14 protein-coding genes and 1 pseudogene are annotated in these 19,138 nt (G+C 40.2%); 9 read left to right on the top strand and 6 right to left on the bottom strand.

The annotated features are described in order from the left end of the window. Nucleotides 1-36 precede the first annotated feature (36 nt). Nucleotides 37-1,314, top strand: a complete 1,278-nt coding sequence (locus TY15_RS01420; RefSeq protein ID WP_040208215.1) for a DNA polymerase IV — start codon at nt 37-39, stop codon at nt 1,312-1,314. A gap of 110 nt (nt 1,315-1,424) precedes the next feature. On the opposite strand, the gene zwf is transcribed toward TY15_RS01420, so the two are convergent. Then, the gene (gene zwf, locus TY15_RS01415) at nt 1,425-2,888 is read right to left on the bottom strand and encodes a glucose-6-phosphate dehydrogenase (protein ID WP_040208458.1); all 1,464 of its coding nucleotides are present in this window, start codon (nt 2,886-2,888) and stop codon (nt 1,425-1,427) included. 245 nt (nt 2,889-3,133) lie between these two features. Between zwf and rnz the strand changes: the two genes are divergently transcribed. Further along, complete coding sequence (gene rnz / locus TY15_RS01410) at nt 3,134-4,057, top strand: ribonuclease Z (protein ID WP_040208216.1); 924 nt, start codon at nt 3,134-3,136, stop codon at nt 4,055-4,057. Nucleotides 4,058-4,113: 56 nt separating this feature from the next. On the opposite strand, the gene namA is transcribed toward rnz, so the two are convergent. The 3 genes from namA to proC form a co-directional block, all read right to left on the bottom strand. Further along, nucleotides 4,114-5,133 (bottom strand): NADPH dehydrogenase NamA, encoded by a 1,020-nt coding sequence (gene namA, locus TY15_RS01405; protein WP_040208217.1) that lies wholly within the window; start codon nt 5,131-5,133, stop codon nt 4,114-4,116. Nucleotides 5,134-5,210: 77 nt separating this feature from the next. Continuing rightward, entirely contained in the window at nt 5,211-6,359 is a 1,149-nt protein-coding gene (locus TY15_RS01400) for a glycosyltransferase family 2 protein (protein ID WP_040208219.1), read from the bottom strand. Between the two features lie 98 nt (nt 6,360-6,457). After that, complete coding sequence (proC, locus tag TY15_RS01395) at nt 6,458-7,300, bottom strand: pyrroline-5-carboxylate reductase (protein WP_040208459.1); 843 nt, start codon at nt 7,298-7,300, stop codon at nt 6,458-6,460. A gap of 485 nt (nt 7,301-7,785) precedes the next feature. Here proC and TY15_RS01390 point away from each other — a divergent pair, with 485 nt between their 5' ends. The 3 genes from TY15_RS01390 to TY15_RS01380 all read left to right on the top strand — a co-directional run bounded on the left by TY15_RS01390 (nt 7,786) and on the right by TY15_RS01380 (nt 12,942). Beyond that, nucleotides 7,786-8,742, top strand: coding sequence for an MBL fold metallo-hydrolase (locus TY15_RS01390; RefSeq protein WP_040208220.1), 957 nt, complete (start codon nt 7,786-7,788; stop codon nt 8,740-8,742). 40 nt (nt 8,743-8,782) lie between these two features. Beyond that, the gene (locus TY15_RS01385) at nt 8,783-9,580 is read left to right on the top strand and encodes an SDR family NAD(P)-dependent oxidoreductase (RefSeq protein ID WP_040208222.1); all 798 of its coding nucleotides are present in this window, start codon (nt 8,783-8,785) and stop codon (nt 9,578-9,580) included. Nucleotides 9,581-9,753: 173 nt separating this feature from the next. Further along, nucleotides 9,754-12,942, top strand: coding sequence for a DEAD/DEAH box helicase (locus tag TY15_RS01380; RefSeq protein ID WP_040208225.1), 3,189 nt, complete (start codon nt 9,754-9,756; stop codon nt 12,940-12,942). 112 nt (nt 12,943-13,054) lie between these two features. On the opposite strand, the gene TY15_RS01375 is transcribed toward TY15_RS01380, so the two are convergent. Beyond that, nucleotides 13,055-13,699, bottom strand: coding sequence for a response regulator (locus tag TY15_RS01375; RefSeq protein WP_040208226.1), 645 nt, complete (start codon nt 13,697-13,699; stop codon nt 13,055-13,057). Next, nucleotides 13,699-14,490: a sensor histidine kinase gene (locus TY15_RS01370; RefSeq protein ID WP_040208227.1), complete on the bottom strand. Its 792-nt coding sequence runs from the start codon at nt 14,488-14,490 to the stop codon at nt 13,699-13,701. Before TY15_RS01370 ends, TY15_RS01375 begins: the two co-directional genes overlap by 1 nt. A 183-nt stretch (nt 14,491-14,673) precedes the next feature. Between TY15_RS01370 and TY15_RS01365 the strand changes: the two genes are divergently transcribed. The 4 genes and pseudogenes from TY15_RS01365 to TY15_RS01350 all read left to right on the top strand — a co-directional run bounded on the left by TY15_RS01365 (nt 14,674) and on the right by TY15_RS01350 (nt 19,023). Then, on the top strand, nt 14,674-16,248 hold the full coding sequence (locus TY15_RS01365) for a copper resistance CopC/CopD family protein (protein WP_040208228.1): 1,575 nt from the start codon (nt 14,674-14,676) through the stop codon (nt 16,246-16,248). Between the two features lie 18 nt (nt 16,249-16,266). After that, the gene (locus TY15_RS01360; protein ID WP_040208229.1) at nt 16,267-16,911 is read left to right on the top strand and encodes a YcnI family copper-binding membrane protein; all 645 of its coding nucleotides are present in this window, start codon (nt 16,267-16,269) and stop codon (nt 16,909-16,911) included. 382 nt (nt 16,912-17,293) lie between these two features. Next, nucleotides 17,294-17,850: pseudogene (locus tag TY15_RS01355) on the top strand (CobW family GTP-binding protein); the annotation flags it as partial. Between the two features lie 186 nt (nt 17,851-18,036). Beyond that, nucleotides 18,037-19,023 carry a metal ABC transporter substrate-binding protein gene (locus tag TY15_RS01350; RefSeq protein ID WP_096911898.1) on the top strand — a complete coding sequence of 329 codons (987 nt, stop codon included), beginning with the start codon at nt 18,037-18,039 and terminating at the stop codon, nt 19,021-19,023. The last annotated feature ends 115 nt before the right edge of the window (nt 19,024-19,138 follow it).

Genomic DNA, 19,138 nt, shown 5'->3' with positions numbered 1-19,138 from the left:
CCTTTTTGATATACTTATTTATATGGGGTGATCATCATGAAGGAAATGTATCCGAAAAACGGCCGAGTTATTTTACATGTGGATATGAATAGTTTTTTTGCCTCGGTTGAAATGGCCTATGACCCAACATTAAAAGGGAAACCATTAGCAATTGCTGGAAATGTCGAGGAGCGGCGGGGAATTATTGTTACGTGTAGTTATGAGGCAAGGAAATTTGGGGTTAAAACAACAATGCCACTATGGGAAGCGAAAAAACTATGCCCTCAGCTAGTCGTGAGGAAACCCAATTTTGATCGTTATCGTGCAGCTTCCTTAGGGATGTTTGAAATATTAAGACAATACACACATTTAGTTGAACCAGTATCCATTGATGAGGGATATATGGATATTTCCGAGAGCTTCGAATTTGGAAGTCCGATCGAAATTGCTGAAAGTATTCAAAAAAGAGTTCTTGAACAGCTGGATTTGCCGTGTAGTATTGGGATTGCTCCAAATAAGTTTTTAGCCAAGATGGCTTCGGATATGAAAAAGCCAATGGGGATCACTATCCTGCGCAAGCGCGATATTACAAAGATTCTTTGGCCCATGAATACTAATGAAATGCATGGAGTAGGAAAGAAGACGGCTGAGAAACTGACCACAATAGGCATTCATACGATTGGTGATTTAGCAATGGGAAATGAGATACAGCTTAAATCTCTGCTTGGTATTAATGGGATTCGGATAAGAGAGCGAGCCAATGGAATCGACCAAAGACCAGTAGATCCGGAATCAGTGGCAGAATTTAAAAGCATTGGGAATTCGACTACTTTGCCTAGGGACGTTAGCAATCAACAAGAGCTATTCCATGTACTGGAATCATTAGCGGAGACTGTTTCTGTGAGATTAAAGCGAAAGAATGTCCTCGCTTCGACTTTAGGAATTACGATCCGCTATAAAGACCGGAAGACGATTACAAGAAGTAAGAAACTCCCTAACCCGATTAATCATAAGGATGATCTTTCATCATTTGCAAAGCAGCTATTATTAAAGTCGTGGAATGGAGATCCGGTTCGATTATTAGGAATAACGGGAAATGATTTAGTTGAACAGGACCATGCCTATAAGCAGTTAGATTTATTTTCCTATGAAAAGGATGCAAAAAAGGAACCGCTCCTGAACACCCTTGCTAGTCTTCGGGAAAAATACGGGAAAAGTATAATTGAGAAGGCGGCTTCACACAATGTTGATTCTTCCCAAAATGTTGGAACAGGGACAAGTTTTAACAAAGATTTCCTCCGTTCCTTTCCTGATAAAAAGCATGAAGTAGACTAAAAAGCTCCACCTTGCTAAAAATCGCAAAGTGGAGCTTTTCTTCTAATATTAGAATTTATATGTTTCGATTTTGAGAATTGTCCAGCACCAGGAGTCTATTGCTTTTCTTTTTAACAAACATCAACTTCTAAGTCTGAAACAGGCCACCAGAAGAAACCGTCCTTTTCTAATAGTTCATCCGCTTCCTGAGGGCCCATTGAACCAGCAGGATAATTTGGGAAGGTTGCCATTGGTTGTTGCCAAGCAGCAGAAATTCTATCGACAAAAGCCCAAGAGTAGGCTACCTCATCCCAATGAGTGAAATTGGTTGCATCTCCACGCATGCAATCGTATAGCAGCTTCTCATAGCCTTCTGGTGTGTTCATTGCATGAATACCAGTGTTGGCAAAGCTAAGCTTTACTTCTTGAGCATCTAAATGTCCGCCCGCTTTTTTTGCATTAAGATGAAGGGTAATTCCCTCCTCTGGCTGAATATGGATGACTAGCAGGTTCGGATTTAACATTTTATCGGTTTGATAGTATAAATTCATCGGAATATCTTTAAATTGAATGACAATTTTTGTGGATTTTGCTGCCATTCTTTTCCCTGTACGAATGTAGAAAGGCACTCCTGCCCAGCGGAAATTATCGATCATGATTTTCCCAGCCACGAAGGTTTCAGTATTCGATTGCTCGTCTACCATTGGCTCATCGCGATATTTCGGCACCTGTACATCATCAATGGTTCCCTCACCATATTGTCCACGAACAAAATATTGATTTACTTCTTCCCCTTCTACCGTTCGAAGTGCTCTAAATACTCTTACCTTTTCAGAACGGATTTCGTCCGTTGTCAACTTAATCGGTGGTTCCATTGCTAACAAGGCGACCATTTGCATCATATGATTTTGCAGCATATCCCGTAAGGCTCCACTTGTTTCATAATAACGGCCCCGTTCCTCCACACCTAATGTTTCACTAGAAGTAATTTGGATATTTGAGATATAGCGATTATTCCAAAGTGGCTCAAAGATGGCATTCGCAAATCGAATTACTTCAATGTTTCGAACCATCTCTTTCCCTAGATAGTGATCGATTCGGTAGACTTCTTTTTCAGAAAACGCACTTCTAATTTGTTTATTTAACTCTTTAGCGGACTCTAAATCATGACCAAATGGTTTCTCGATGACAAGTCGTTTATAGCCTGTTACATCTGTAAGGCCATCAGATTTTAAATGCAAGGCAATTGGACCAAAAAATTCAGGAGCCATTGCTAAATAAAAAATACGATTCCCTTCGAGATCATAATTCGTATCAATTTGATTGGCAAACTTTCTTAATGATACGTATGAGCTTGAATCCGCGACATCATGGGATTGATAGTAAAAATGGGAGACGAATTCATCAAGATTATCCTTATTTCCTAAGGCAGATCTTACGGATTCCTTCACGGATTGTTGGAACTCATCATTCGTAAGTGATCTTCTCGCAACTCCAATCACGGCAAATTTTTCTAATCTATTCCGTGAGAATAATCGGTAAAGCGAAGGAAATAACTTCCGTTTTGCTAAGTCACCCGTTGCTCCGAAAATCATAATTAAAGAAGTCATATTTTGCTCCACTGTAATATCCTCTTTTCTTAAAGCCTGGCTGCTTATGTGATTTTTTCTTTACAAATATTAAATTTAGCTGTTTTCTTTAGGTTTCGCAAATATATTGAATTGCATGTACCAAAAAAATTATGAATTGGTTAGGGAGAAAAGATAGGAAAGAGCAATTCAATACGGTTTATGATATATTATCCATATTGAAAGATCGGAGAAGAGGGGAGCTTTTTATTGTGGATATTTTTTTCTTAGGGACTGGAGCGGGAATGCCAGCGAAGTTGCGAAATGTAACGTCAATCGCCCTAAAACTGTTAGAAGAGAGGGGAGCGGTTTGGTTATTTGATGTGGGGGAGGCTACCCAGCACCAAATATTACATACAGCGATTAAACCGCGACGGATCGAGAAAATCTTTATCACTCATCTGCATGGCGACCATATTTATGGCCTGCCTGGTTTATTATCGAGCCGTTCTTTTCAAGGTGGGGAATCTGAGGTAACCGTTTATGGTCCAAAAGGAATTAGAGAATATATTCATGTCAGTCTTGCGCTAAGTCAAACTTATTTAAAATATCAATTACATATTATCGAAATTACTGAAGGGGTTATTTTTGAAGATGAACAGTTTGTAGTGGAAGCAAGGTTACTTGAACACGGCATTCCCTCTTATGGCTACCGGATTGTTGAAAAGGATCGGCCCGGAACACTGCTCGCTGACAAGTTGATCGAGGCAGGGGTGGAGCCGGGGCCGATTTTTCGAAAAATAAAAAATGGCGAAACGGTTAGGCTTGAGAATGGCAAGGTGATTGAACCAAGCAAGTTTTTAGGAACTGCCCAAAAAGGCCGAATTATTACGATTCTTGGAGACACTAGATCGTGCGAAAATTCGTTGCGCTTAGCGCAAAATGCAGATTTTTTAATACATGAAGCAACCTTTTCGAAAGGAGAAGAAAAGCTTGCCTTTGATTATTTCCATTCTACAACCCATCAAGCAGCGGAAATTGCAAAACAGGCTGATTGTAAGCAGCTGTGCCTTACTCATATAAGTTCTCGTTACGACCGGACTGCTTGGCGTGAATTAGTGGAAGAGGCCCAAGAAGTCTTTCCACATACAGATATAGCTGAGGATTTTAAGGAATTTTCTATCCCAGTTAAATAAGAAAAAGCACTTACCATTAAATTTGGTAAGTGCCTTTGGTGCTGTTTTCTTAGTCTTTACATCCAGCCTCGTTCGTACTGCTGAGGAGACTCAATTTGAACTCCAAGCTCTTTTGCTGCTGTTCGTGGCCAGTATGGGTCCCGCAGTAATTCACGTGCTAACAATACCAAATCCGCTCTGTCATTTTGTAATATTTCCTCAGCTTGAATGGCTGAAGTAATTAAGCCTACAGCACCAGTTGAAATGTCGGCCCCATTCTTAATGGTTTCAGCGTATTTTACTTGATACCCCGGATAAACCGTTATATGGGCTGGAACGACAGCTCCTGAACTCACATCAATTAAATCGACCCCTTGTTCCTTCATCCAGGCGGCAAATGTTATGTAGTCCTCTGCTGTTAACCCTTCATCATGATAATCATGAGCAGATACCCTTACAAATAATGGTCCAATCCAAACGGTTTTAACGGCATCAATGACCTCACGGAGGAGTCGATAACGATTTTCTACAGACCCGCCATATTCATCGCTTCGTTTATTGGACAAGGGTGAAAGGAATTCATTTAGTAAATATCCATGGGCCCCGTGAAGTTCAATAATATCAAAACCTGCTTTTGCTGCCCGTTTGGCCCCATTTTTAAAAGCCACAATGGTTTCAGAAATGTCTTCTTTTGACATTTCTTTCGGTGTTTTTGATTTTTCATTAAAGGCAATAGCTGATGGGGCAATAATTTCTCCTTCTAATACGGCTTTCCGGCCAGCATGGGCGAGTTGAATCCCAGTTTTAGCACCTTGTTCCTTCATTAGATTAACGAGCTCCTGTAGGCCCTCAATATGGTCATCACTCCAGATTCCTAAGTCTCGAGGAGAAATCCGTCCCTGTGCGGTAACAGCTGTTGCCTCCACGATGATTAGGCCAACCTGACCAACTGCTCTGCTTGTGTAATGGGTTTGATGCCAGTTTTGCACATGGCCGTCCTCGTTGTGACTAGAGTACATGCACATCGGTGACATCACGATCCGATTTTTTAGTGTTACCCCCTTAATGGTGTAAGGAGAAAATAATTTTGCTTCCATTTGATTTGCCTCCTGTTTTTATGGTTAATCCACTTTTAGTATAGCAAAAGGCATGAAAATACTATAAAGTTCTGCTTTTAATCTTTGTCTCGTAATTCACTTAAACGGTAGGTTGTCCCTCTCCAGACAATGCCACCACGTTTAAAGGTGAGGTAGCTCGCCCGAATAATTGAATAGATGAATAATAAGGCTGTGATCGGTAAGACAAGGAAGAAAGCCGGCGAGAAAACAGTCATTCTCCTGATGATGAGGGCATAGAGAATGCCACTAATACCAATATTCCCTAGACTCAAAAGAGTAATGATGGTGTTCCCTGAAAAAATGGTGAAAAACGGAAGAACATTGGTGGTAAAGACGCCAAAGATAGAAAAAAACACCATGCTAGTTCGATAATTTAATCCCGCAAATGTGTTTTTTTCTAAACCTACAAAAGCCTCGTGAAGGCTCCCATACCATTCCACTTCAATTAATTGAAGGGCCGTCACAAATCTTTGCTGATAGCCGGACTTTTTCATCTGCATTCCTAGCTGCAAGTCATCATCTGGTCTCATCTTGATTCTTTTATGGGTCCCAAATGAGTAATAGGCAGTTTTGGAAACAAGATTAAATGCTCCAATTCCAGTTCCGATTTTAGATTTTGGATGATTTGCCATCCATGGACGTTTAAAATAGGAAAATCCGAATAGAAAAAAAGCCACAAAGGATTTAAGCCAAAAGCGGCTTGCATGCAAATTAGGTGCTGCCGTTAAATGGTCAAGTTGATGACGTTTAAAATAATGGAGTGCCTTAGCGAAGGTCTCTTTTTCAAATTTTATATCGGCATCAGTGAATAAAAACCATTTTCCAGAAGCCTCCAATGCCCCTTTGTATAAGGCGTGATTCTTGCCAAGCCAGCCTTCTGGTAAATCACTGATATGAATAACCCTTATGCGTGGATCTTGGTGTGCTAAATCGTCCATTATTTTACCGGTTTCATCGGAGGAACGATCATTGATGAGAAGCCACTCGACATTTTTATATGTTTGATTCAGTTGAGTTAAAATACTTGCTTCGATTTGTTTTGCTTCATTTCTTGCTGCCACGATGACAGACAGTAGCTGATCTGGAACAAGATTTTCCTCATTTTCAAGGGTATCAACATTCCGTAATCCAATGAAGGCATCGAGAAGAAAAACAATCCAAACAAGTATGCCTAATGTGTACAAAATGGTTAATAGGCTATCCATTTTTCCAGTCCTTTGTATGTGATCTTTGTCGCGAGAAAATACCATTTACATTGACGCATATCGTTAGTTTAAGGTAACTGGGAATAATCATACCGTTTTTATATGTGCTTACCTACCTGAAGTTCTGAGCATAAGGCAGTGCCCATCTTTTTTGATTGAGTGGCAGCGGCCTTGATGCATGAAATGAACGCCTCCTGGACGCTGAATTCCTCCAAAATTCGAATACCTGCTTCTGTAGTTCCACCAGGGCTAGTTACTTCCTGCCGCAATTGCCTTGCGGTTTTGGAGGAGTTTTTCACCATTTCAGCGGCTCCAATTAAGGTTTGCACGATGAGTTCTTTTGCGATCGGCTTATCGAGCCCAATCGCGTCGGCACTATTTTCCATGGCTTCAATCAGATAGTAAATATAGGCTGGTCCGCTTCCAGATAGTCCTGTAACGGCGTCCAGTTGATCTTCTTTAACAAATTTTGCTAATCCAACGGTGTTGAAAAGCTTCTTCGTTATTTCTAACTGCTCTTTCGAGACACGGGTATTTACAGCAATAGCAGTAGCCGATTTTCCGACAGCTGCAGATGTATTAGGCATCGACCGAGCGATTGAAAGAGGTTTTCTGGCTAGTGTTTCAATAGTATCCATCGATACGCCTGCCAAAACGGAAACGATCAGCATTTGCTCAGTCAAAAACTCATGTATACCCGCCACTGCAGTAGCGGCATCCTTTGGTTTCATGGCAAGCATGACAATGTCAGCTTGGTCAAACAGCAAATTTAAATCATACGTCTGATTGATGCCATATCGAACCTCTAATTTCGCTAATCTTTCTTGATTCGCATGGTTGGTCACCCAGACATTTTTCCTATCAATTAAGTTATTTTCAAGAATACCTGAGATGATGGCTTCGGCCATCGAGCCTGCTCCGACAATTGCTATTTTTTTCATATTTCTTCCTCCCTTAATGTCTGTAAACACAAAAAAACCTTCATCCATAAAGGACGAAAGTTAGCTTCCGCGGTACCACCTTCATTTACCCTGATTTTAACTAGTTAATCAAAAAGGGTTCACTCCACTCCGATAACGCCGGATCTACGTTAGGTTTTCCTAAGTGCTCATAAGGTAGGTTCAATGATAAAGAGGGCGGTGAAGTCTCTCAGCCTTCTGAACTCCACTCTCTTACGCCATTTGTCATTTACTGGCCTTACTCATCGCTTTACAATGTAAATTTTACTAGTGATTATCCTTGAAAACTGGCTTGTCTGTCAAGAGGTAATTGTATGAATTTTTTATTTTTTCTAAAAAATTATGTGAAAATAATGACAATGGCGGAAAAAATCGTTAAACTTAACTTTATATACCGATTGACACATAATGTTCACGATTGCGTCTTAAATTTCTTTATTCAACAAAAATAGTAAGGGGTTTTTTAGATGACAAAATGGAAAGATGGCATTGCCAAAATTACCTTGCCGACACCATTTCCAGTTGGAGACGTCAATGCCTATTTGATTCAAGGCGAGCGGTTAACACTTGTTGATGTGGGACCCAAAACGGAAGAATCTTGGCATTCACTTACGGAACAAATGGCTGATTTACAGTTGAGTCCTAAGGATATTGAGCAGGTGGTGCTCACTCATCATCATCCAGATCATGCTGGGATGCTTGACTTTTTCCCCCCTTCGTTAGAGGTGTATGGACATCCCCTTAATGAACGTTGGATACACCCGACAGAAACATTTTTCCAAGAACAAGAGGAATTTTTCAAAGTCTATTTTCATGAGTTTGGAGTGCCAGCAGAATATTTCTCCTTATTGTCTAAGCTCCGAAAGACGCTAAAGTATTCTTGCGATCGTTCGTTGACGGGTCATCTTGTCGAAGGAATGCGACCACATGGACTGAGTGACTGGCAAGTGATAGAAACGCCTGGACATGCTCAAAGTCAAATTGCCCTTTTTCGAGAAAAAGACGGAATATTGATTGCCGGGGATTTAATTCTCGCACATATTTCGCCCAATCCATTGTTAGAGCCGCCGGCACCTGGTGAATTAGAAAGGCCGAAGCCACTGTTGCAGCACAATGATTCGATGAATAAATTATTGTCTTATCCTATCCAATCTGCTTATACCGGTCACGGCGAAGAGATTATTCAGTTGTCAGAATTGATCGAGAAGAGACTGACACGCCAGCATGAGCGGGCGATGACTGTGTATAACTGGCTCAAAGAAGAAGACCTTACCGTATTTGAAATCTGCCAACGATTGTTTCCAACCGTTTATCAGCGTGAACTGATGCTAACGATCTCTGAAACAGTAGCTCAACTTGACTATTTATCATCAATCGGGGAAATTAGTAGTAGTGTTAGTATGCCCAAGCGCTATCAAGCCTAGCTTTAGATAGACTGGGACAAACTCTCGATGAGGTGTAAGGATGGTTAAGGAACAATTACAGGGTAAAAATATTGTGATTACTGGTGCATCAGGTGGAATTGGTGCGGAAATCGCCAAGCTATCTGCGGCGAGAGGAGCCAATCTTGTCTTGTTAGCACGAAGTATCGATAAGCTAGAACAACTGCAAACGAGACTGGAGCAAAATCATCAAGTGAAGGTTGATGTGTTTCAGCTCGATGTATCGGATACAGAAAAGGTGAAAGAGGTTTTTGAACAAATTTTTGAGAAAATTGGTCAAATAGATATCCTCGTCAATAATGCCGGCTTTGGCGTATTTCGTGAAGCTCATGAAGCAACCATGGACGAAATCAAGGGTATGTTTAACGTTAATGTGGTGGGATTAATGGCGTGTACGAGTATGGTCTTGCCTAGGATGCGTACTCGACGCTATGGTCATATTATCAATATTGCCTCACAGGCTGGGAAGCTGGCTACGCCAAAATCTAGTGTTTATTCTGCCACGAAGCATGCCGTACTAGGGTACACGAATTCACTTAGAATGGAACTTGATGATTACAATGTGCAAGTGACCTCGGTGAATCCAGGCCCAATCGCGACAAACTTTTTTACAATTGCAGATGAACAGGGGACCTATGTAAAAAATGTTCAGCGGTTCATGCTGCAGCCTGAATATGTTGCTCAAAAAGTAGTCAACAGTATGCTGACGAAAACAAGAGAGATTAATCTACCACGTTGGATGAATATGGGGAGCGTCGCCTACGTCCTTTTTCCTCGATTATATGAGCGGATTGGCAAACGACTGCTTCCTTCAAAATAGGAAAATAGATTATTTTGACTAGAAGTCGTTCATCCATTTTATAAAACGATAATAGTAGTGAGAAAAAGCTGCCAGCGTGAGGGCAGCTTTTTCTATGATCTCTTCAGGAATGGTATAATGGATTAATTCATTGAATAATAGAATAAACTGTCTTTGGGGAAGGAGCCAGGGGCTTGAAGATAAATCTAAATCAAAAGATCATTAAGGAATTGTGCGGGACGGTCTCCTTCAAAAGAGGGGAGGCTTTTTTCCGTGCTCATAAAGTAACCTTTCAACAGTATCGTTCCGATCAGTGTAAGGCAACTGTAGCAGGAACAGAGGATTTTCACGTTGCTATTGAAAGGGCTGGAGATCATCGCTTTCACTCCACCTGTAGTTGTCCAAAACTAGCCTCATTTCAAAAGGATTGTCAGCATATTGCTGCCGTTTTGTTGGCGATTGAAGACTATCAACGGAAGGGATCGGAACCACTCGGGACAGAGGAGGTTCGCGGGGGCATGGCTGAGGATTTGTTATCTATTTTCGATAATAATCCTGTCCGTTCGAGCGGACATCTGCTTCATTTTGAGAATCGACAAGTGCTGGATGTGGAGTTTGTTTGTAAACCAGTCATGGCTGTTCCGGGTCAGTTTATGCTTGGCATTGAGCTGGTTATTGGACAAATGAAAGTGGAAAATTGCCGGACCTTTTTAACGGCGATTCAGCACGGCGATGCCATTCTGCTTTCTGATACGTATAAGTACAATCCAAACGATTATTGCTTTCAAAGGGATGCTGATCCCGTGATTCAACATCTCATCGAGATTGTTCAAGATGATCAGAGCACACAGTCCAATCAGGCTGATGTTAAGAGGGAGGAGATGCTGATCCTTCCACCGTCCTCCTGGAAACGACTAGAGCCCTTCCTTACACGGGCACCGCTAGTGAAACTCGTTTATGATGATCGCACCTACAATGGCTTGACGATAACGGAGGAATTGCCACCCTTACAGTTTCATTTTACTGAGGCAGAGAAGGGTGGTTATCAATTAAAGGTTGCTGGATTAGCCCGAATGGTTGTATTAGAGCTGTATCACCTTATTTTATCTGCAGGCAAGTTAATCAGGATGAAGAACGAGGATATTCAGCGCTTGGCCGATTTGAAACAGATGTTAGAGGCGTCTGGAACGAACGAAATCCTTATTCCACAAGAGCAGATCCATCATTTTCTGGAAAAATTAGTTCCTGGTTTAAAAAAAATGGGGCACGTACAACTTTCAGAGACTCTTAGAAGAGAATTTATGAAAACACCGCTGATAGCTAAACTATATTTAGACCGCGTCAAAAATCGTCTTCTTGCTGGACTAGAGTTTCACTATGGTAATATCGTCATCAATCCATTACAGGACAGGGAAATCCTTGCCGGATCACAGGTTATAAGGGACGAACAGAAAGAAGCGGAAATTTTAAACCAAATGGATGATAGTTCTTTTGCTAAGACGGACGGTGGCTATTTTTTACACAATGAGGAATTGGAGTATGAGTTTCTATACCATGTTGTTCCAAAGCTTCAGAAGCTGCTGCAAATTTATGCGACAACGGCTGTCAGAAATCGGATCTCTCGTGAGAATCCCCGACCTTCTTTAAGGATTAGATTAAAAAAAGAACGAACTAATTGGCTGCATTTTTCGTTTGAACTGGATGGAATTCCACAGCGGCAAATTAAAGAAGTGCTGCAGGCGCTTGAGGAAAAACGGAAATATTATCGTCTCCGTAACGGTAGTCTCCTTTCATTAGAAACAAGGGAATTTGCAGAAATCCAACGCTTCTTAACAGAAATTCCATTGCCTCAAAAAGATCAAGAGGCTAGCTATGAGCTATCAATTTTGGAGGGACTGCCACTTCTTGATACGATGGATGATTATGCGGTGTTTAGATTGGACGACTCTTTCCGACAGTTTTTTGAAAATCTTCGACATCCGGGCCGTTTGAAATTTGAGGTACCCGTAAGTCTTGAGGCAGTTTTGCGCGATTATCAAAAACGAGGCTTTGAATGGATGAAGACATTAGCTGTTTATGGCTTTGGCGGGATTCTTGCCGATGATATGGGACTTGGTAAAACAGTACAAAGTATTACTTTCATTTTATCTGAGCTTGCTACGATTCGTGAAAGGAAGCAGCCCGTATTAATTGTCTGTCCGTCCTCGTTAACATATAACTGGTTGAGTGAACTGATGAAATTTGCTCCGGAAATTCATACTATTGTGGTGGATGGGCAGCAGACAGAACGGCATCATCTCCAAAAAGAAGCTCTGGAAATGGATGTCATCATTACGTCCTATCCGTTGCTGCGTCGAGACATTAATTGGTACGAGAAGCAAAGCTTTCACACAATATTTTTTGATGAAGCTCAAGCCTTTAAAAATCCAATGACGCAAACGGCACGCTCGGTCAAAAAGCTTCAGGCACACCATCGCTTTGCCCTAACTGGAACACCAGTGGAGAATGCCCCTGAAGAGCTGTGGTCACTCTTTCATGTCGTATTTCCGGAACTATTTAAGGGCTTAAAAGAATTTAGTAATCTAACAAGGAAGAAAATCGCCCGAAGAGTGCGTCCTTTTTTACTGCGCAGATTAAAGGAGGATGTTGTTGCTGAGCTTCCTGAAAAATTGGAGTTTGTGGAATCTGCAGAACTTTTTCCAGAGCAAAAGAGGCTTTATGCAGCTTATTTAGCAAAGCTAAGGGAGGATACGTTTAAGCATCTCGATAAAGATACGATCGGGAAAAATCGGATTAAAATTCTCGCTGGATTGACGAGATTACGGCAAATTTGCTGTCATCCGAGCCTGTTTGTGGATGGATATCAAGGTAAATCGGCGAAATTTGAAATGTTGATGAGAATCGTTGAGGAATCTAGACTTTCTGGTCGCAGGGTCCTGATTTTTTCTCAGTTTACAAAAATGCTTGAACTAATTGGAAGGGATTTTGCCATGAAGGGGATTTCTTTTTTCTACCTTGATGGTCAAACCCCGTCTGAGGAGCGACTAGAAATTTGCCAGCGCTTTAATGAAGGAGAACACGATTTCTTTCTTATCTCGTTGAAGGCTGGCGGGACAGGTCTTAACTTAACGGGCGCCGATACAGTCATCCTATATGACCTCTGGTGGAATCCGGCGGTTGAGGAGCAGGCGGCAGACCGGGCGCACCGTATCGGTCAAAAAAATGTTGTTCAGGTGATTAAGCTTGTTACCCGTGGGACGATCGAAGAGAAAATCAGTGAACTACAGGACAAAAAGAAACATTTGATTGAAGAAATCATCGATTCTGATGTGGTGACTACGTCTGTTTTAAGCGAAGAAGATATTTTAGAAATCCTTACTTAAAAATGGACCTATTTATGAGGACAAGCAAAAAGTCCGTTTTGCCATCATTGTTCAATTAAGAAAAATAAAAAGTCTGTCTCATAAGAGGGTTGATCCCATATGAGACAGACTTTTAGGCTTTAAGATGTTTAATAGCATAAGAAGCGAGCTGGACGCGATTTTCCAGCTGTAGTTTTTCTAATAAATTTTTAATATGGTTTTTTACTGTATTTTCTGCAATAAATAATTGCTCTGCGATTTGTTTATTGGTAATTCCCTTTGTCAGTAATAAAAGAATCTCTTTTTCACGAGGGGTTAACGATTTTGACAAAGAGGAATCCTGTAAATCCTTCTCTCTGAACTGATAAAGAAGCTTTCCTGCCATACCTCGTGTAGCTTCACTCGATCCTTCCATGATGGAGTGAAGGTACTGCAGCCAATCGTCAGGGTCCATATTTTTCAACAGGTATCCTTGGGCACCGTATTGAATGGCCGTAAACAAATCAGCCACATTGTCTGAGACACTTAGAATGATGACCTTTATATAATGGAATTTCTCTTTAATGATTTTTGTGGTTTCCAAGCCATTCAATCCAGGCATTTCAATATCCATCAATACGATGTCAGGGATAAGGACTTGACATAACTCAATCGCTTCCTCTCCATTTTTGGCCTGCCCAACTATTTGGAAAATAGGGTCATCCTCAAGCATCGTGGCAATGGCTTCACGTGCATGCGGATGATCGTCTGTAATTAAAACACGATACGGATGGTCCATTATAGCTTACCTCTCACGATTATTTTTGTTCCAAGTCCTTTTTGGGAATTAATTTCGCATGTGGCACCAAGTCTGTCTGCTCGTTCTTTTACCATCGTTAAACCGTATTGTTTGAGACCAATGGCCGTCATCTCAAAACCGACCCCATTATCTTCAATGTCTAAAACCCACCCGTTTTCAGTGAGATGGAATTTAAAGGAAACATTTGATGCTTGTGAATGCTTTCGAATGTTTGTAAATGCTTCCTGGATAATGCCAAATAGTTGTACTTCCTTAGCGGGAGTGAAGCAAGTTTCTATTAATTGAATGTTCGAATCGATATTAATCCCAGACACTGTGCTCCAATCTTCCAGCCAGTTTTCGATTCTTTTTAAAAAAGAAATATCTTCTGCCGGGTTCATCCGTAGGTTGAAAATGGCCTGTCGAAGCTGGGTATCGATTGAATTTATAAGTGCTCCGGCCTCATCTAGTTTTCTTTTTTTTAGATTCACTTTTAATAAAAATAAAGTTTGAGCAATACTGTCATGTAATTCCTTTGCTAATCTTTCTCTTTCTTCATAAATGGCACGCATTTCCCTTTCATCGGCAATTCGATGATTCTTGGTTTCAATGATATGGAATATCCACACAGCGAAGGCATATGAAATTAGAAAGATTAAGATCGTAATTAAATAGTTTCCTGTTTCCATCGATAAACGATGGAGAAGGGTTTTGTGACGGAAGAATTCAAAGCCTCCAATTAAAATAGTCGGGAGTAAAGCGGTAAAAAAGATAAGTAATCGGTTCGACATTGAGCAATAGTTCTCCTTTAAAGTCAAGCAACTCAGTAATATTTACCTTAACGATACATCACGATGACAGTTTTATGAACAGTTTTGAGTCATTTTTTGAAAAAATAGCCCGTTTGAGTCATATTAAATGAGAATGAAAAACCTTAATTTATATATGGAACTATATAATAGGAGAAAAGAGAGGTGAAAGTTATTAAACCATTTAGATATATCCTATTATTTATCCTACTGTTATCGTTAGGATTTCCACAGGCCGCTTTCGCTCATGCTGTTCTGGAAAAAGTGGTACCTGTTCAGGATAGTCACTTACAGTCTTCCCCAAAGGAAATAACGCTAACGTTTAATGAAAGGCTGGAAAGTGAATTTTTCACGATAAAGGTTTTTGATGAGAGCGGGGAGGAAATCAGCGGGAATAAGGCTAAGCTTAGTGTTGATCACAAACAGCTGAGCCGCCCCTTACCTAAACTGACAGATGGAAATTATACCGTGTCCTATCAAGTGATTTCTGCGGATGGGCATCCAGTAAAGGGTTCTTATATTTTTTCAGTTGGAGCAGGATTTGTCGGCAATAGCAAGGTCGTCGAATTTCAAACAGAAAATCAAGGATCACCGTTAACGTCAATAGGACGAATAATCTATTATCTAGCATTGCTTTTAACCACTGGATGGATTTGGTGGGGTGCATGGGTAAGAAAGCATTTGGAGGAATCTGAACAATTAAAGCAAAGCTACAAAAATAAAGGTTTCCTTTTGTTAATGGCCTTTTTGCTTGCAAATATCGGCTTTGGCGCCATCATAGCATCAGGATATCTTGAACAATGGAATCTGAGTAGCTTAATCGCCCTAATCACCGATACAACAGCCGGTCAATCATGGAGCATCTCGATGATTTTATCATTACTTAGTTTTGTTATTTTATTTAGGAGTCCCTGGGTGGATAGGGTCTGGCTATTGTTGCTGCTTGCGGCAAAGAGTGTAAATGGCCATGCGTTTGCTTTTGAACCCAAGGTCATCACCGTTTCCTTGGACTTTATTCATTTGCTGGCGGCATCCATTTGGTCCGGAGGGCTACTCTACATATTAATGTATCTAAAAAAATTCCCTGCACATGTACGGAATTTTATGAGACGATATTCTTTTTCAGCCCTAATCAGTATGGTGGTGCTGATCGGATCAGGATTGATTTCGACCTTTATGTATTTGCCAAAAATCGAGTACCTTTTCGTCACAAAATGGGGAACTTTGCTATTGATAAAAATGGCTCTCGTGCTACTGGTGTTAGTCGTTGCTGGGGCGATCAGGTTTTTTCTGAAAAAGCGAACCGAAAATAGCATTCGCAATCTGATAAAACTTGATTTTATTCTTATGCTTAGCATTACATGCATTGTCGGGATTTTGACATTTCTAATCCCGATTCCAGAAAATAAGCCCTTAGATTGGCATGAAAAAGCAGAGGGGATGGATTTTACAACCTCTATTTCACCTAAGGTACCAGGCACCAATGCCTTTATGGTAGAGGCAAATTCAAATGAGGTTGGACTTGGCATCAAGCGAATTGAACTAAATATAATTAACAAGGACAATCCTGATGTGGCGCCTATTCATGTGCCGCTAGAGGCGTATGGTCAAGGAGATTATGCACATTTTATGACAGAAGGCAGCTATCTGCCGTTTGCGGGAAACTGGACCGCTGAGGTCAGAATCTTGGATACTGAGGATAATGAAAAGGTGTACAGGAAAGATTTTGTTGTTTATTAAAAAAATGGAGGATTTATGATGAAAAAAATTTTTACATTCATGCTTTCAATGATTGGTGCTTTAACGATTTTTGCGGGTGCTGCTAGTGCCCATGTGACTGTGCAGCCAAATGAAACATCCCAGGGCAAATATGAAGTGTTCACAGTTAAGGTTCCTTCTGAGAATGAACAGGTTCCAACAACCAAGATTGAAGTTAAAATTCCTGAGGACGTGGATGTAACGCGATTCGAACCAAAACCAGGCTGGAAATATGAGCTTCAAAAGGATGAATCAGGCAAAATTACTAGCGTTACTTGGACTGCAGAGGGCGAAGGATTATCACCAACAGAATTTACGATGTTTAACATGTCAGGTAAAGTAGGCGATAATGCCGAGAAGATTGTCTGGAAGGCTTATCAAACTTACGAAGATGGCAGTGTTGTAGAATGGGTGGGGGCAGAAGATGCTGAAAAACCAGCCTCCGTAACAGTTGTGCATCCGGCAAGTTCAAGTGAAACTGGGCACGGTCATGAGGCTGTCCAAACAGATAACACGACAGATGCTTCGACCGACACCAATCAAAATGCGGAAGATGCTGCTTCATCCAATATTTCGCTGTACCTTGCCATCGCAGCGCTCCTAGCAGCAATCATCGCTTTAGGGATCTCATTAAAAAAGAAATAAAACTCTAATAAATGAACTAATTTCTAACAAAAATTAAGCATAATCAAGGTAAAGGGGAAGTAAGGAATTTACTTCTCCTTTCTTTAACCCATTATTCGGTCCCATCAATAGAACTTGATGAGTAGAAAGAAGTACTCACTACGATCCTGTTCAATGATTTTGTAACGTTTTTCTATTTTTTAGAGAAAACACTTGCAAATAGTAATCATTTCGATTTATTATATTGAAGTGAGTTACAATATAAGTGCTAAAGGGAATTCATTATTGTAAAACTACCTTGAAATTTTTTTGTAGTTTAAATCGTAATGATTACGTGTTATGGATTCTAAATAATTTCTTCACTTATGTGCAAATCACAATAAAGGAGAGATGTGAAGTGGGAATAAATAAAGTCCCTGTTACGGTATTAAGCGGATATCTTGGTTCAGGAAAAACCACATTGCTTAATCATATTTTGGAGAATCGAAGGGCCTACGGGTTGCTGTCATAGTCAATGATATGAGTGAAGTGAATATTGATGCACTGCTCGTAAAACAAAGTGGTTTTTCTCGGACAGATGAAAAGCTAGTGGAGATGCAGAATGACTGTATATGCTGTACATTAAGGGAAGATTTGATTATCGAAGTGGAAAAACTAGTGGGGAGTAGTGATCTTGATTATATTGTAATAGAATCAACAGGAATAAGTGAACCAGTACCTGTAGCGCAGACTTTTACATATATCGATGAAAATTTAAGTATAGATTTATCAAAGTTCTGTCGATTAGATACCATGGTGACGGTGGTAGATGCTAATCGGTTTTGGCACGATTTTTCATCCGGTGAAAGTTTAATTGATCGGAAACAAGCTACGGATAAAAGTGACACAAGAGAAGTAGTTGATTTACTTATTGATCAAATAGAATTTGCCAATGTCATATTATTAAATAAAGTAGATCTTTCTGGTTGGCAACAAGGTATAATACGATTGGTCTTGTTTCTCAGGCTGGTCCATCGATTACGATAAGTAATAAAAGGGAAATAGATCTATGAGTCTAAATGTAAAAATAGTCATTTAGTATAGAGTTCAAATCGTAATGATTTTGATTTAAAAAAGAGAAATATGATTGAGGGAGAGAGAATGATTATGAGAAATAACAAATTTAAGTCCATTTTCAAAACTGGCATCGTTGCTTTGGGGTGTTTAACAATCATCTCCGGATGCAGCTCTAAAACTTCTACTGAAACAAATGAAAAAGTTAAGACATCGGGAGAAGAAAAGATTCATATCGTGACAACTTTCTACCCAATGTATGAATTTACGAAGAACATTGCAGGTGATAAAGCAGAGGTGGAACTATTAATTCCTTCAAGTATTGAACCACATGAGTGGGAGCCTTCGCCAAAGGATATGGAAAAAATCAATAATGCTGAAGTTTTTGTTTACAATAGCCAGTATATGGAAACATGGGTGCCGAAAGTGGAGGAAGCAATTAATGATAGTAAGAAGCCGTTGTTTGTTAAGGCAAGTGATGGAATTTCATTAATGGAAGGAATAGCAGAGGAAGAGGAAGGCGAGGAAGAATCACATGAACATGAAGATGGGCATGTAATGGATCCTCATGTATGGCTTAGCCCAGTACTTGCCCAAAAGGAAGTAGACAATATTACTCAAGCGCTTATAAAGAAGGACCCTGAAAATAAAGAGGTCTACGAAAAAAATAGTAAGGACTATATTCACCAACTTCAGGAACTGGATCAACAGTATCATGAAGGCCTTGACAAATTTGCCGGGAAGGAAATTATTACACAACATGCTGCATTTGGATATTTAGCTAAGGAATACGGTCTTAAACAGATACCAATTGCTGGTTTGTCTCCAGAAGAGGAACCGAGTCCATCAAGATTAGCAGAGTTGAAAGCATTTGCTCTAGATCATAATCTGCACACGATTTATTTTGAAGAGTTAGCTTCGCCTAAAGTTGCTCAAGCACTTGCGAGTGAGTTAGATGCAAAAACAAAGGTTTTAAACACACTTGAAGGTTTAAGCAAAGAGGACCAGGCAAAGGGATTAAATTATATTGAAGAGATGACGAATAATCTGAAATCCCTTGTGGAAACACTCTCAGAATAAAAGGAATTCTAAGGAATTCTAAATAGAATGAAAAGGTGTGCGAAATGAAAATGGCGCACACTTTTACATTTTGATAAAGAAAATAAAAGTGACATTCACTAAAATCTATTAAAAA

It is taken from the genome of Neobacillus jeddahensis, from assembly GCF_000612625.1.
Taxonomy (GTDB): domain Bacteria; phylum Bacillota; class Bacilli; order Bacillales; family Cytobacillaceae; genus Neobacillus; species Neobacillus jeddahensis.
Note: the sequence above shows the minus strand (reverse complement) of the source record. Positions and strands in the feature narration are given on the sequence as shown.